This is a genomic window from Exobacillus caeni, from assembly GCF_005747095.1.
GTDB classification, from domain to species: Bacteria; Bacillota; Bacilli; order Bacillales; family Guptibacillaceae; genus Exobacillus; species Exobacillus caeni.
The window spans coordinates 65291-79035 of sequence record NZ_SWLG01000012.1 but is presented as its reverse complement, the minus strand read 5'-3'; the positions used below and the strand labels follow the sequence as shown (position 1 = coordinate 79035).

Sequence of the window (13745 nt, the reverse complement as noted above, 5' to 3'; positions counted from 1 at the left end):
AAAAATGTAGGGGTTGATTCTGTCGATGATTGTCGAGAAGGTAGAAGATTATATTAATAGTGCAAAACAAATAAAAGATCCTATTAGAAGAATTGAAAAATTAATGGTAGGCGGGGTGACCCTTTTTCCTTTTCAGAGGGCTTCTATTTTTACATATTCGCCTCTTACTAATGTTGGAGAAGGGGTGCTGTTCATTGAAGGAAGCAAGGTGAAATCCTTTCACGAAGTCAGGGAGGATGTCCGATCGATTCCGCATGTCTATTCTGCTTTAGTCAAAAACAAGTCCCAATTTATCGTGATCAATAACTCTACATTTTCGTTTCCTGAAAAATATGTTAACATGTTCTCCCTTTCCTCTCTTCTAGTTATTCCTCTCAGCCATCAGGATGTATCGATCGGCTGCGTGTTTATCGACCGCTTTAACGGGCAGATCGACCGAAAGCTTATCAGGCAGCTTGAAAATTACTTTCAGCATCTTACAGAATCTATTTTTAAAGTAACAAAACAGCATGAAGATTTTCTCCATTTCAGCGAACGGCAATGCGATATTCTGCAGCTTTTATCAAACGGCTGCAGCACGAAAGAGATCGCCGGGCGTCTTGAGATCAGCGAGTTTACAGTAAGAGACTATCTAACGGCCATCTCCCGCAAACTTGACGCTAGAAACCGGACAGAAGCAGTCGCTATCGCACTTCGAAAAGGGATCATACAATAATGAAAACACCTCGATTGGCGAGTCATGATACGAAGACAGAGGCGTAGTTGCGACTTATTAACGACATTGAGACTATAAAAGTTAAACTTTCTTATACGAAAAAAAAGCAGGCCGCTACCTGCTTTTTTTATTTGCCAGCTATCAATCTATCTCCATACCCTCTGTCTGGACCGCGCGTTTTTCGCTCTCGGCTTTGGCTTGCTGAGCCGTGCCGGCGTATAGCCCGTCTCACTGATCATGCCGTTCGTGATCCCGGTCTTTTTCAACAGGTCATCTAAGTGAGGTGAAGCGTGATGATTCAGCGCTTCCATAAAGACCTGCGCTGCCACATGTGCATCTTCTAATGCATGGTGGTGATCGAAGCGAATGCCAAGGTGTTTCGCGATGGTGTTCAGCTTATGGTTCTCCAGGTCTGTCCATGTTTTCTTGCTGATATTGACGGTGCAGTTGTACGTAAGGTTGGGATGGGGCAGATTGTACGCATCCAGCACATTCCGAAGAACGCTCATATCGAAGCTCGCGTTATGGGCGACCAACAGCTTGCCTTCAAGCCTTTCCCGAATTTCTTTATCCCAGAGAGTGTGGAACTCCTCCGCATCTTTCACATCCTCAGCTGTAATGCCATGGATCGCGGTATTCATACTGCTAAAATAGTTATCTATCGGTTTGATCAATGTATAATAATCGTCTTTGTACTCGTCGTTTTCGTATTCTACCAGTCCAATCGAGCATGCGCTTGCCCGGGAGGAATTGGCTGTTTCAAAATCTATCGCAATAAAATCCATTTTCGTCCTCCTTATGTTTCCAATACTACCATTTTACACCCGTTTGGCCCCGATTTTAACCCTTCTATCTTACTAGTAAAATATAAAAGTAGTGGATTTATGGTAAAACAGGGGGATACTTTCAACTTTCCGAGATTTATTTTCAACTTCGCATATTTTACTTTCAACTCTGCCTCCGATCCTATTTATGCACACAAAAAGCAGGCCGCAGCCTGCTCCCCGATCAGTTATTAATAAAAAGCTCAAAAACGTGACCGTAGTCTTTCTTTGTATATTGTTCTTTTTGTCTCGATAGCCAGTCAAATGCGTTCTGGTTAATTTCACTGAATTCCTTAGATAGGCTTCCTTCATTACTTCTGCTCTGGCTGAGTGCTGATGAAGCAAGTTCCAGGCTTTGACTAGCAAAGCCAAGGTAAATCTTGTTATCCTGTGTGATCTCTTCCATTTTCAACAACGTTTTGTATAGATCTTTTACCTCTGAAATGTGCTTTTTATGTACGTCGATCGAAAATGCCTGGCTGCCGAGCTTGAATTTTATTTCCACATCAAGGTCGATCGTTCCAGCCGTTTCAAGCGCTACTTCCGATACAGATTTTGCATAATAGTTATAACGGTATAAAGTTCTCTTCTTGCTGGTCGCGCTTGTGCCGTCCAGATGGATCAACGCTTTGTTCGTGAAGCAATACTCATCTGATTTCGATTTGATCAGAAAGTATATCTTCTCTCCGTCTTCATGCATCACATAGTCATCAGCATCTGTTTTATCATAGTCTGCTGGCGAGATAACACTGCCAAGGTCACTTAATCCGAGAGCGTCTGCGGCTACTTTTTTAAACATACCAACCATCCTCTCATTTCCGTTAAATTACAAATAAAGTATAACATAGATTCATAATATCACTCCCCATTAAAAAAGGATTCCACCACTAGATTATGGAAGTATGAAGGATAAGTAAGCGTTAAGATCAGGGGGCAGATGAATGAAAACAATTGGACTTATCGGCGGAATGAGCTGGGAATCTTCCGCCGAATATTACCGGATTATCAACCAGGAAGTAAAACAACGGTTAGGCGGTCTTCACTCGGCAAAATGCCTTCTTTACAGTGTGGATTTCGAGGAGATAGAACGGTATCAGCAGGACGGAAACTGGGAGCAGGCCGGGAAGGTACTTGGTGATGCTGCTTACGCTCTTGAAAAAGCGGGTGCAGACTTTCTGGTCATATGTACGAATACGATGCACAGGGTAGTAGAAGCTATTGAAAAAAGAGTCAACATTCCAGTCCTGCATATCGCTGATGCCACCGCCACCCAAATTAAACAGCGATCGCTCCGAACAGTTGGATTGCTTGGGACAAAATATACGATGGAACAGGACTTTTACAAATCCCGCATTGAAAAACACGGCATAAACATTTTAGTGCCTGAAAAACAGGAACGCGAGGCTGTAAACAAAGTGATCTTTGAAGAACTTTGCCTTGGCCATATAAGTACCGCATCAAGAAATTATTTTAAAAAGGTGATGGAAGGTCTTATTCACACCGGGGCAGAAGGAATCATTTTAGGCTGTACAGAGATCGGCTTACTCGTAAAAGAGGAAGATTCTGCGGTTCCGTTGTTTGATACGACCGTAATCCATGCTGTGGAGGCTGTGCATAAAGCGTTGAAAGAAAATGAGCAATAGGATTAAAAAGGCACGGGCAGCTATATTACTGCTCCGTGCCTGACTTATATATTCGTTTCATTTAATTATATTTAAAACCGATATACTCAAGAGCTTGATAAAGGCTTGAGAAGGATAACGTATCTTTGAAACTGATCCCAAGGTTAACCATCGTATGGGCGATTTCCGGACGTATTCCGCTTAGCTTTGTTTCTACGCCGAGAAGTTTCAAGGCACTGATGACCTTGAAAATCTGGTTGGATACCATCGTATCGATCACCGGGACTCCAGAAAGATCAATGATCAAGTAGCTGTATCCCTTCTTGGAGCTTTCACTTAATACAGTATCCATCAACAATCGAGCTCTCTCCGTGTCCAGATCTCCAACAAGAGGGAGAACACCCACGTCATGGGACACCTGGATTATCGGCACAGACAATTCATCGATTTCAGCTTTTGCTGCGTGCAGGTTACTTTTGTGCTTCTGCATATAAGAAACACTTATGATTTGAACTGCATGGTCAACAACGGAATCATAGGAGGAGATCAACTCATAGAACTCCTTAAGACCCATGCCTTCGTTCTCGGCTATATCCCTGATCATCCCGCCGATAAAGTTTCGATAATAACGGATTTCATCAATGGCAAGATCAAGAGGCATATCGATTTCCACCAGAAACTCAGATACTTCCCTTCCCCATTTTGCCACATGTTTCACAGCTTCCTGTGTGTCCATTACGATCGAATCAGCATACATCTCGATCAGGTCGCCTCTCCATTGAAACAGAGCATCGTATTTTTCTTGCAAGTTGTTCGGATACTTTCTTTCCCGCTCTTGTTTGATAATGTCCCGTAGTTCGTCTTTTCTATTAAGAATGTTTTGTTTAATGCTAGATTTGATGTCGACTAACATGTTTTCGGTTCTCAAGTTCTCCTCTCCTTTACAGACAGGTCTGGATTAAAGAAGTACAATACATCTATTTTACATGCTATATTTAAAAAAACCAACCCCTTGTGTTGATCATAGGGAAAATGGATAATGTTTACTAAAAAAATGAAAGCAACAAAAAGAACTGACCTTGAATTACTAGAATAAGGTACACTAATCGTTTTACGAGAAATCGGCCATAGGAAACCAAAAAGAGGACAGTTCTCAGATCAGGAGAAACTGCCCTCTTTGTTTATCCGACTATCATCTGGTTTCTTCTTCTATTCTAAAAAACATCACCCACCATATAAACATGACAAGGTATCCTATAAACACGATAATAGCCCAGAACGCACCTTGCGACAAGGATTGCACTAAAAATTCAAATTCGTTTACTTCCGTTCGGCTCATGCTGCTGACTAAACTGACCACGGGGACGAGGACAACAAACAAGAGATTGATCAAACATAGGACCACTAGCTTTTTCTTCCACAGGCAAAAAAACGTCGTTGTCAGTGTTACGGTCAAAAACAGGTAGTAAATCACCCAGATCCAGCCCGGCAGTGTTTCTCCCATTTTATCCCTCCAATATTATACAGAAAATTCTAACATATTACCATTTTACACTATAAGGAAGAATATTACAAAAAGACACGCAGGAATCCCCATCCCCGCATGCCTCTTTGACTTTTATTAAATTAAATGAATACTAGCTAGCTTTTTTATGAGGTTTATTATTTAGCCGGTTTAAATGGCTTCTGGTTGCTATATGTCTCAATCGTTGTTTTGTTTTTGTTAGAAGCGATCACATAGATTGCGAGTGCTGCAATGACGGCAACGATAATGGTTCCGATGTTAAAGATACCTTTTTCAGCTGTCCATACGATCGAGTAACCGAGTGCGCCTGCTGCTGTTGCATAATAAATGAACGGGATTAGCGTTTTTCGGATAACGTCCCCTTCTTTTCCAACAAGGCCTACTACTGCAGAAGCAGCGACAACGTTATGCACACAGATCATATTTCCCGCCGCTCCGCCAACTGCTTGAAGCGCTACGATCCAGGAAGCGTCTACCCCGATCTGTGAACCTACATCGTATTGGAACAAGGAGAACATCATGTTACTTACGGTGTTACTTCCTGCGATGAAGGCTCCGATCCCTCCGATGAAAGAGGCAAACAATGGCCATATATCACCTGTTAAAGATGCAACACCATTCGCAAGTTCGATCGGCATCTTTTCATATCCTGCCGCTCCCCCTCCCGTATTGAGGAAAACCTGAACCATAGGAACGGTAAACACAAGAGCGGTCGAAGCTGCGATCATCGTTTTACCCGAGTGAGCCCACGCCCGTTTGTAGGCGGATAGATCCATCTGGTGGATAAAGTACGTGATCAAGGAAACAAGGATGAAGATGGTACCAGGCAAATAGAGCGGCTGGAAACTTGCTGTTATCTCTGTACCAAACATATTTGGAATCGAAACGACCCATGATTGCATCAACTCTAAAAATGGCAGCGTTTTCAATCTTGTGAGTACAAGAAATAATCCGACTAATACATAAGGAGTCCAGGCGCGTACCATCGACATGCTGCCGCTTTTGTGAGTAATGTCTTTGATTTCGATCCTTCCAGTCCAGGATGGGTCCCACTTCGATTTTTCTTCAAAATCCCAGTGTTCTTCTTTTGGCGGCATCAAGAATCCTTTTTTAGCAGCCGTGACCACGATCGCTAACCCAACCAGACCGCCTACCATAGAAGGGAACTCCGGTCCGAGTACGTTGGCCACGATCAAATAAGGAATAGTCATCGAAAAAGCGGCGAACAGGGCAAACTTCCAGACTTTTATCCCTTCTCTGAACGACTTGTTTTTCCCAAAGAATCTAGTCATAAGTGCAACTACAAATAACGGGATAAGCGTACCAACGATCGTGTGAAGAAGTGCAACCCTTCCTCCAATCATCGTAACAAGGGACAGAAAATCACTCGAAATGTTCGGGTCTGCCGAAAGTCCTGTTTGAACTCCTACAAGGATAGGTGTACCGACAGCGCCAAAGGATACAGGGACACTCTGGATCACCATTCCCGCAACAACAGCTGCCATCGCCGGGAATCCTAATCCTACTAATAGCGGAACCGCAACTGCAGCCGGGGTTCCAAATCCAGCTGATCCTTCGATAAAGGATCCAAACAACCAGGCTACGATGATTACCTGAATACGCCTGTCCGGGGAAATTCCGATGAACCCTTCCCGAATCGTCTTGATACCTCCGCTTTCCTGCAAAGTATTCAATAATAAAATTGCACCAAAGATAATATAAAGAAGTGTCGCAGCAACAACAAGGCCATTGACAGAGGCAGCGGCAACGATCGCTCCCGGAACTTTCCATACAAAGAGTGCAAGTACGATGGCAATTATGTACGATATCGGCATCGCTTTACTTGCCGGCCACCTTAATCCGACGAGAAAAATACCCACAGCAGCAATTGGCAACAACGATAACAGCGCTAACAATCCAGTGTTCATTATTGTCCTCCCATGCTAAGTTTTCATTTTTCCAACTCTTCAACCGACGTATTCTACAAGTTCACCACCTTTTGTTTCGTATTACGAAACACGGTTTCTGTTTTGTTCCAAAAAAAAGCAACCACCAGCGGTTTGACAAACCATATTACTGTTATAATACAACCTTTCGCAATAATTATAGCTAAAGCACATTCTAATTTCAACAATATTTAGAAAATTTTTATAGTTCTATTTTCCTTGATTTTTGGCGCCCTAAAAGTCCCAAACAAAAAAGGCGTAGCGACTCACTGTTATGAATCGCTCGCCTTTTTTCACAAGCAATAGTTATGCAGGATTGCCAAGCCTTGCTGAGATATTTTTTGCAGCCTCGATGACTTTCTCCTTTAAGAAATCAAGCCTTTCATCTGTCATTCTCATCCTTGGACCAGAGATGCTGAAAGCGGCAATCGGCTTTCCGGTATTATCGAAAATAGGAGCACCGATACATGTGATCCCATATTCATTTTCCTCGATTTCAGTCGCATATCCCTGGTTTTTAACCTTCTTCAGTTCTTCTAAGAATCGGTCGGGATCGATGATCGTTTTTTCGGTGTGCCTCGGCATCCCTTTAGCTTCGAGAACCTCTCTCACCTTCTGTTCAGGCAGATGCGCGAGAATAGCTTTTCCAACTGAGGTACAGTGCATCGGAGCCCGTTTCCCCACTTTCGAATGCATTCGCAATGTTTCGTTTCCTTCTAGCTTTTCTAGATAAACGACCTCACCTTCATCAAAGACCACAAGGTGGATAACTTCGTTTGTCAGTGTTTCAAGCTCTTTTAAAAAAGGTTTTGCCTCTTCACGCAGTTCGATCGAATCCAACAACCTGGAGCTGATCTGCAGGAATTTATAGCCTATTTTATATTTTCCAGTTACTTCATTCTGTTCGATATACCCGTGGCTTTCTAAGGTAGATAAAATCCTGTACACAGAACTTTTATTAATATCGATCTGGTTTGCGATTTCTGTCACACCGCAGCCGTTTTTGTTCGAACTGACTATGTCGATGATTTCAAGCGCGCGGCCAACAGATTTCACCATATTAACCCGTTCCATACGGTTTCACCTCAAGTCTCTATTCTGCTTTATTATAGCATACTGGATGCTTCTAATAATTGAACAGAATGAAAAAAGACTTGAGGTGAAGGGAATCACATATTAAGATTGTACGGCTACAGGCAGCTTTATGAGTTTATTTTTCAGCGTTCCGATCTCATCGATTTTACATTCGACAACATCTCCGTCACCCACAAAGTGTGCGCCTAATGGGCTACCTGTTAAAATAACGTCCCCTGGCTGCAGTGTCATCACCCTTGATAGGTATGAAACCATCTCCAGCAGCGGAACGATCATGAGATTGGTCGGGCTGTTTTGCTTTTGTTCCCCGTTCACATCCGCTTTCACAAAAACGGTTGACGGATCAAGTTCTGTTTCAACAACAGGGCCGAGCGGGGTAAAGGTGTCAAATGCTTTTCCGAGCGTCCAGTGGCCAGCTTCATGGAAGAATTGCGGTGCTGTCACATCGTTTCCGACCGTGTATCCAAAAACATGATCAAGCACCTCTTCCTTCGAGATGTTCTTTGCTTCCTTTCCGATCACAACTGCCAGTTCCGATTCAAACTTCACCTCTTCGATCGCTTCAGGGATAACAACGTCTGTTTCCGGCCCTACTACTGAAGATGCCGGTTTAAAGAAAAACACAGGGATGTCGGGAAGAGAGGAAGGAAGTTCTTCCTTGTTGCCCACATAGTTGGCACCGATTCCGATCACTTTGTTCGGTTCGACTGGTGCTAGTAGCTCAACCTGGTCTGCTGAAACGGTTTCCCCTATATATTCCCATTCGCCGAAAACATTGCCGTTTATCGGTTTGATCCCTTCATTCGTAACAACACCATACTGCACGTTACCATCTTGTTTGAATCTTGTAAATTTCATCCTCTTCACTCCATTTCTATTTCGTTAAAATGCTATATTAATTACCTTTTAATTTGCTGCAGCTTCTTTGATGACTTTTTTCACGTCCATACAACGGCTCGGTGTCGGGAAAAGCTTGCCTTTGTTTAGCAAGTTCTCTGGATTGAATACCTCTCTTATCTTTGTCTGAGCTTCGAGCTCTTCGTCCGTAAAGATAAATCGCATCTCCTCGATCTTTTCAATCCCAACCCCATGCTCGCCTGTGATGGAACCGCCGACATCAGCACATGCTTTCAAGCACGCTGTTCCAGCCTTAACCGCTTTTTCTGTTTCTCCGGGAATTCTGGAATCGAACAGGATCAACGGATGCAGGTTGCCGTCACCCGCATGGAAAATGTTTGCGATCCGCAAGCCCGATTCCTTGCTGATTTCTGATATGTTTTGCAGTACTTTAGGAAGCCGGCTTCTTGGTATAACACCATCCTGCACGAGATAATCAGGGGAGATCGCTCCCATCGCCCCGAAGCCTGTTTTTCGGTTCGCCCACCATTTCCCTCTTTCTTCTTCACTTTCAGCAACCTTTACTTCTCTTACATTCCGCTGCTTGCATACCTTCAAAATTTCTTCGATCTGCTCATCGATACCGGCAGCAACACCATCCACTTCGATCAAGAGCAGTGCCTCGATGTCCCTCGGATGACCGACAGGATAGGTACCTGCCTCTACTCCTTCGATCGCTGTCTTATCCATCATCTCAAGTGCAGCAGGTACGATACCGGCAGAGATAATGTCTGAAACGGCATGGCTCCCGTCTTCTGCCTTATCGAAGTAAGCGAGCACGGTTTGCTTTCCTTCCGGGTTCTTTAAGATTCGCACGGTAATCTTCGTCACGATACCGAGCGTTCCTTCTGAGCCTGTGAGCAGGCCGAGCAGGTCATAACCCGGTGCATCCGGTATGCCATTTTCGCTGATCTCAATGATTTCTCCGTTCGACAGGACAACTTCAAGCCCTAAGATATGGTTTGTGGTTACCCCGTATTTCAGGCAGTGTGCCCCTCCTGCGTTTTCCGCTACATTTCCCCCGATCGTGCAAACGTACTGGCTAGATGGATCTGGAGCATAATAGTAGCCTTTGTTGGCGATCGAGTTCGTCAGCTTCAGGTTGACAAAGCCCGGCTGGACAACAGCCTGCCTATTTTCGAAGTCGACGCTCAGCAACTGTTTCATCTTCGCAAGGCTGATGATCACTTCCCCGTTAAGCGGGATCGCTCCCCCGCTCAGACCGGTTCCTGCACCGCGGGCAAGGAAAGGAATCTTGTTCTCTGCGCAGTATTTAACGGCAGCAGCCACTTCTTCTGTGCTCTTCGGGAAGACGACTGCTTTTGGCATCGATTTATGAATCGTAAACCCATCACAATCATAGGATACGAGATCTTCTTTTTTATAGAGGATCGCCGTTTCCCCTACGATGTTCGCCAGGCTTACATAATGCTTATCTCCGTCGATTTTTTTCTTCTTTTTCGCAAAAAGCATTCCAGTCACTCCTTTCCTGTAGCTATCGTTTGCTGAGCTGAACTTTTTCCAATACCGTTTTTCTCGTCTTCCTGATATGCCCAATCCAAAAGTTGAACCGTATGAACGATTTCTTCCCTTCGGCCGTACTTCTGGACGCCGACCGCCATCTGGAGCATGCATCCAGGGTTACCCATGCTGATCATCTCTACGTCATCAGGGACGTTTTCCATTTTTCTTTCTAACACTGCTCCTGCCATCTCCGGGTTTGTGATGTTATAGATGCCCGCGCTTCCACAGCATGTATCTGCGTTAGGCTGTTCCACATACTCGACTCCCGGAATGTCTTTCAGTAACTGTCGGGGCTCGTGGCGAACTCCCTGGCCATGGGCAAGATGGCATGCGTCATGATAGGTGATCTTTTTATTGATCGGACTCTTCGGCTTTTCGTAGCCGGTATCATACAAGTATTTTGAAATGTCTTCAACTTTCTTAGAGAACTCTTCTGCTTTTTCTTTCCATTCTAGATCGTTACGGAACAGCTCCGGATATTCTTTTAACGCACAGCCGCATCCTGCCGCATTGACCACGACTTTGTCAGCGTCTTTAAATGCTTCGATATTTTGTTTTGCAAGCTTCTTTCCAGTTTCCCTGTCGCCGGCATGAACATGTAGGGCACCACAGCAGGTCTGGTTTTTTGGCAGGACTACTTCATTGTTGTTATGTGTCAGAACATTGATCGTCGCCTGGTTGATATCGCTGAACATCACGTCCATGATACATCCGGTAAGCATCGATACTCTTGCTTTCGGCTCTCCTTTAGCAGGGATCACATCCACATCTTTGTATCTCTTCTGCACTGGTTTCTTCAATTCCGGCATGATCGCTTCCATCTGGACAAGATGCTCTGGCATCACCTTCATTGCCCCTGTTTTACGAGCAACGTTCTGCAGGCCGCTCTTCTGGTAGAACTTTAACAATCCGCCGAGCATATTCAAACGGTTTTGGTGAGGGAACAAATCCTTCAAAAAGAAATTGCTGACGGTTCCTTTCCATCCAGTTAAAGGCATCGCCTGCCGGACCTGGCCGCGTGCTTCCTCGATCAATCCGCCCACATCTACATCAGCCGGACATGCCGTCGTGCAGGCCCGGCAATCCAGGCACTGGAATACCGGATCCATGAACTGTTCGTTCACTTCTAGCTTTCCTTCTGCTACTGACTTGATCAGATGGACACGGCCGCGGGGAGAGTGCTGTTCCTGGCCTGTTTCCAAATATGTCGGACAGGATTCCAAACACATTCCGCAGTGGACGCAGTCGGCCCATTTATTTTCATCCGGATGGTCATCCCACAGGTAGTTGCTTAAGCTCGTCGAAGCACAGGATGGTTCTGGCTTTGCCTGCAGTTCCTTTTCAGTGACAGCCATTTTATATCCCCCCTACAAAGCGTTGATGGTTCAGCGAGTTATTCGGATCAACTTTTCTTTTGATGCCTTCAAAGAGAAAATGATAAGACTGGCCCTTGCCCCAAACGTTCAATTCCTCACGAAGATAGAACGGAAGATGTTTCAGGACTGCGTACCCCTGCTTACTTTCAACAAAATCACGCAGCTCACGAACAACGGCCTTGATCTGATCCTCCGAGCCTGTCAGATATGCATTGGTTAAGCCGTGGCCAAGCCCGCCGTGGGCAGCCAGCGTCACTCCGTATTGCCGCTGGAATCGATCCGCTTCCTTCAGAACGTCCATAACCTGCATGTTCTTGCTTCCTATTTTTAGATTAGCTTTTACTTCTCCATTCTCGCTGTTATCAGTCAAGCTGTTTGGCGCAATGTTGGCAAACCTATTCCAGAAATCCATCGCTTCGTTTGCAGGCAGTACATCCATCACAGCTTCTTTCGGCTTTTGTGCCCGTACCCATTCTTCCTGATATTGAACGGCGTTCGGAACATCCTCGAATCCCATCAACAGTGTGTACGCTTCCCTGTCCCATAATTGTTTTGAGAGGGTTGGATTCACGAGTTCAAGTGTCACTGGCTCGACCATGGAATCCTGGACTTTGATTGCAAAAGTCTTGAGCTCGTCAACATGCTCCTCTTTTACAGATAAAAGAACGAGGCTCTCATCCTTTGGAACCGGGCGAAGCTTAAGGGTTATTTCTGAAATGGCGCCGAGTGTTCCCATCGCTCCGATAAACAATTTGTTCATGTCATAGCCTGCTACGTTTTTGACGACCTTTCCGCCTGTACGAATAACACTTCCATCGGGATAGACTACTCTGAGCCCTATCACCAGATCCCTTGCCGATCCGTATTTCAACCGTTTGGGACCGCTCTCATTCGCGGCGATAACACCGCCGATCGTCGCCTGTTCCGGCCAACTCGGATCGAGCGAAACCATCTGATCATGCTTACGAAGGAAGTTCTGTAGCTCGGCTATCGTTGTTCCCGGTCGAACGGTCACCGTCATATCTCCGACAGTATGCTCTACGATTCCCCTGTATTCTGCCAGTGACAGAACGACATCGTATTCTTCTTTAAGCCCTCCATAGCCTCGCTTTGTTCCTCCGCTTACGATCGAAACTGTTTTTCCTTTCTCATTCGCAGATCTCAGCACATCGGCGATTTCCTCTTCGCTTTTTACCGAAATAAGAGAAAGCCCGGTATTGCCAAACCTTTTATCTGCCAGGATCTTGTTATCCATGACCTCTTTTAACTCCAACATACACACCCCTTTGTTTCGTAATAACAAACGCAGTTTCTTTCATCTCTTAAAAAAAGGGAAACTACTAACTTAAAGGCAAGACTCGGTTTCGTTTAGAATACTTTTTTGCATCAACCTTTTAACCTCTTCAAGGTGGATATGCATTACCTTTGAGGAACCTTCTCCATCTCCAAGTTTTATATTTTCAAAGATTTGCTCATGCTGGTTTATAATGTTGGAAAGTATTGCTTCGTCTTCTGCAATGTATCCGTGGAAGTCTACCATCGCTTTTTGTGTTGTCGAAGAAATGAACTCCATCAATTGATAAAGGATATGGTTGCCCGCTGCTTTTGCGATGGTTTTATGAAAATGATAGTCTAATGTTTCGTTTTCTTCGTGACAGGCAGTTCTCATCCTGCGAATCGTTTTTTCCATCTCTCTTAAGTCTTTTTCAGTACGGTTTTCAGCAGCCATCTTTACCATTTCCGTTTCTAAAATAGCCCGGACCTGGAACAATGCTTCGATATCTTTCATATCCGGTAACAGCATGTTTGAACGAAAAAGCTGAGCTGGATCATAAGATTGAACGTAGGTTCCTTCACCATGCCGAACATCTACAAGGCCCTTCCCTTTCATCGTGGTAATCGCGTCTCTTACAGCTGACCTACCAACATCAAAAAGCTCGCACAATTCCCGAACGGAAGGAAGCTTTTCCCCGGATTGAAAATGGCCTGTTATGATCAAGTTTTCAATTTGCTCTCCAACCCTCTCTGACACTTTCTTAGAAGAGATCTTCTCAACATTCAGGAGGAACACCACCTTTCTGAAATCACATATCTGATAAGTAACTTCATTAAAGCACGTTCAGGGTTAAGTTTCAATTTAATATTTTGAGTATTCTAAAAATTATAACGATAGTCCTATTTAATATGTAACAGCAAAAAAGGAAAAAGTGCGGGTTGACTA

General features: G+C 44.5%; 13 protein-coding genes. 2 read left to right on the top strand and 11 right to left on the bottom strand.

Translation table 11 applies throughout. The features are described from left to right. The first annotated feature begins 25 nt into the window (after positions 1–25). Positions 26–715 carry a response regulator transcription factor gene (locus tag FCL54_RS16460; RefSeq protein ID WP_138127829.1) on the top strand — a complete coding sequence of 230 codons (690 nt, stop codon included), beginning with the start codon at positions 26–28 and terminating at the stop codon, positions 713–715. 146 nt (positions 716–861) lie between these two features. On the opposite strand, the gene FCL54_RS16455 is transcribed toward FCL54_RS16460, so the two are convergent. Continuing rightward, positions 862–1500, bottom strand: coding sequence for a 3'-5' exonuclease (locus FCL54_RS16455; protein ID WP_138127828.1), 639 nt, complete (start codon positions 1498–1500; stop codon positions 862–864). 223 nt (positions 1501–1723) lie between these two features. Then, positions 1724–2338: a PH domain-containing protein gene (locus tag FCL54_RS16450; protein ID WP_138127827.1), complete on the bottom strand. Its 615-nt coding sequence runs from the start codon at positions 2336–2338 to the stop codon at positions 1724–1726. A gap of 142 nt (positions 2339–2480) precedes the next feature. Here FCL54_RS16450 and FCL54_RS16445 point away from each other — a divergent pair, with 142 nt between their 5' ends. Beyond that, positions 2481–3182 (top strand): aspartate/glutamate racemase family protein, encoded by a 702-nt coding sequence (locus FCL54_RS16445; protein ID WP_138127826.1) that lies wholly within the window; start codon positions 2481–2483, stop codon positions 3180–3182. Positions 3183–3243: 61 nt separating this feature from the next. Here FCL54_RS16445 and FCL54_RS16440 read toward each other — a convergent pair whose 3' ends face one another. From FCL54_RS16440 to FCL54_RS16400, 9 genes are all read right to left on the bottom strand, one after another. Further along, a complete protein-coding gene (locus tag FCL54_RS16440; protein ID WP_138127825.1) occupies positions 3244–4089 on the bottom strand; it encodes an STAS domain-containing protein in 846 nt (281 codons plus the stop codon). Between the two features lie 264 nt (positions 4090–4353). Continuing rightward, a complete protein-coding gene (locus FCL54_RS16435) occupies positions 4354–4665 on the bottom strand; it encodes a hypothetical protein (protein WP_138127824.1) in 312 nt (103 codons plus the stop codon). Positions 4666–4823: 158 nt separating this feature from the next. Beyond that, entirely contained in the window at positions 4824–6614 is a 1791-nt protein-coding gene (locus FCL54_RS16430; protein WP_138127823.1) for an L-lactate permease, read from the bottom strand. A gap of 324 nt (positions 6615–6938) precedes the next feature. After that, a complete protein-coding gene (locus FCL54_RS16425; protein WP_138127822.1) occupies positions 6939–7706 on the bottom strand; it encodes an IclR family transcriptional regulator in 768 nt (255 codons plus the stop codon). Between the two features lie 102 nt (positions 7707–7808). Beyond that, on the bottom strand, positions 7809–8585 hold the full coding sequence (locus tag FCL54_RS16420; protein ID WP_138127821.1) for a fumarylacetoacetate hydrolase family protein: 777 nt from the start codon (positions 8583–8585) through the stop codon (positions 7809–7811). Positions 8586–8633: 48 nt separating this feature from the next. Next, positions 8634–10097: an FAD-linked oxidase C-terminal domain-containing protein gene (locus tag FCL54_RS16415; protein WP_138127820.1), complete on the bottom strand. Its 1464-nt coding sequence runs from the start codon at positions 10095–10097 to the stop codon at positions 8634–8636. A 5-nt stretch (positions 10098–10102) separates the two neighbouring features. After that, positions 10103–11503, bottom strand: coding sequence for a (Fe-S)-binding protein (locus tag FCL54_RS16410; protein WP_138127819.1), 1401 nt, complete (start codon positions 11501–11503; stop codon positions 10103–10105). Between the two features lies 1 nt (position 11504). Then, positions 11505–12800, bottom strand: coding sequence for an FAD-binding oxidoreductase (locus FCL54_RS16405; RefSeq protein WP_138127818.1), 1296 nt, complete (start codon positions 12798–12800; stop codon positions 11505–11507). Between the two features lie 69 nt (positions 12801–12869). Continuing rightward, a complete protein-coding gene (locus FCL54_RS16400; protein WP_246055308.1) occupies positions 12870–13556 on the bottom strand; it encodes a FadR/GntR family transcriptional regulator in 687 nt (228 codons plus the stop codon). Positions 13557–13745 lie beyond the last annotated feature (189 nt).

Excerpts from the sequence above, each read along its gene's own strand:
- FCL54_RS16415 (WP_138127820.1), bottom strand. The coding sequence starts at position 10,097 with ATGCTTTTTGCGAAAAAGAAGAAAAAAATCGACGGAGATAAGCATTAT.
- FCL54_RS16405 (WP_138127818.1), bottom strand. The coding sequence starts at position 12,800 with ATGTTGGAGTTAAAAGAGGTCATGGATAACAAGATCCTGGCAGATAAA.
- FCL54_RS16445 (WP_138127826.1), top strand. The coding sequence starts at position 2,481 with ATGAAAACAATTGGACTTATCGGCGGAATGAGCTGGGAATCTTCCGCC.
- FCL54_RS16410 (WP_138127819.1), bottom strand. The coding sequence starts at position 11,503 with ATGGCTGTCACTGAAAAGGAACTGCAGGCAAAGCCAGAACCATCCTGT.
- FCL54_RS16430 (WP_138127823.1), bottom strand. The coding sequence starts at position 6,614 with ATGAACACTGGATTGTTAGCGCTGTTATCGTTGTTGCCAATTGCTGCT.
- FCL54_RS16425 (WP_138127822.1), bottom strand. The coding sequence starts at position 7,706 with ATGGAACGGGTTAATATGGTGAAATCTGTTGGCCGCGCGCTTGAAATC.
- FCL54_RS16455 (WP_138127828.1), bottom strand. The coding sequence starts at position 1,500 with ATGGATTTTATTGCGATAGATTTTGAAACAGCCAATTCCTCCCGGGCA.
- FCL54_RS16460 (WP_138127829.1), top strand. The coding sequence starts at position 26 with ATGATTGTCGAGAAGGTAGAAGATTATATTAATAGTGCAAAACAAATA.
- FCL54_RS16420 (WP_138127821.1), bottom strand. The coding sequence starts at position 8,585 with ATGAAATTTACAAGATTCAAACAAGATGGTAACGTGCAGTATGGTGTT.
- FCL54_RS16450 (WP_138127827.1), bottom strand. The coding sequence starts at position 2,338 with ATGTTTAAAAAAGTAGCCGCAGACGCTCTCGGATTAAGTGACCTTGGC.
- FCL54_RS16435 (WP_138127824.1), bottom strand. The coding sequence starts at position 4,665 with ATGGGAGAAACACTGCCGGGCTGGATCTGGGTGATTTACTACCTGTTT.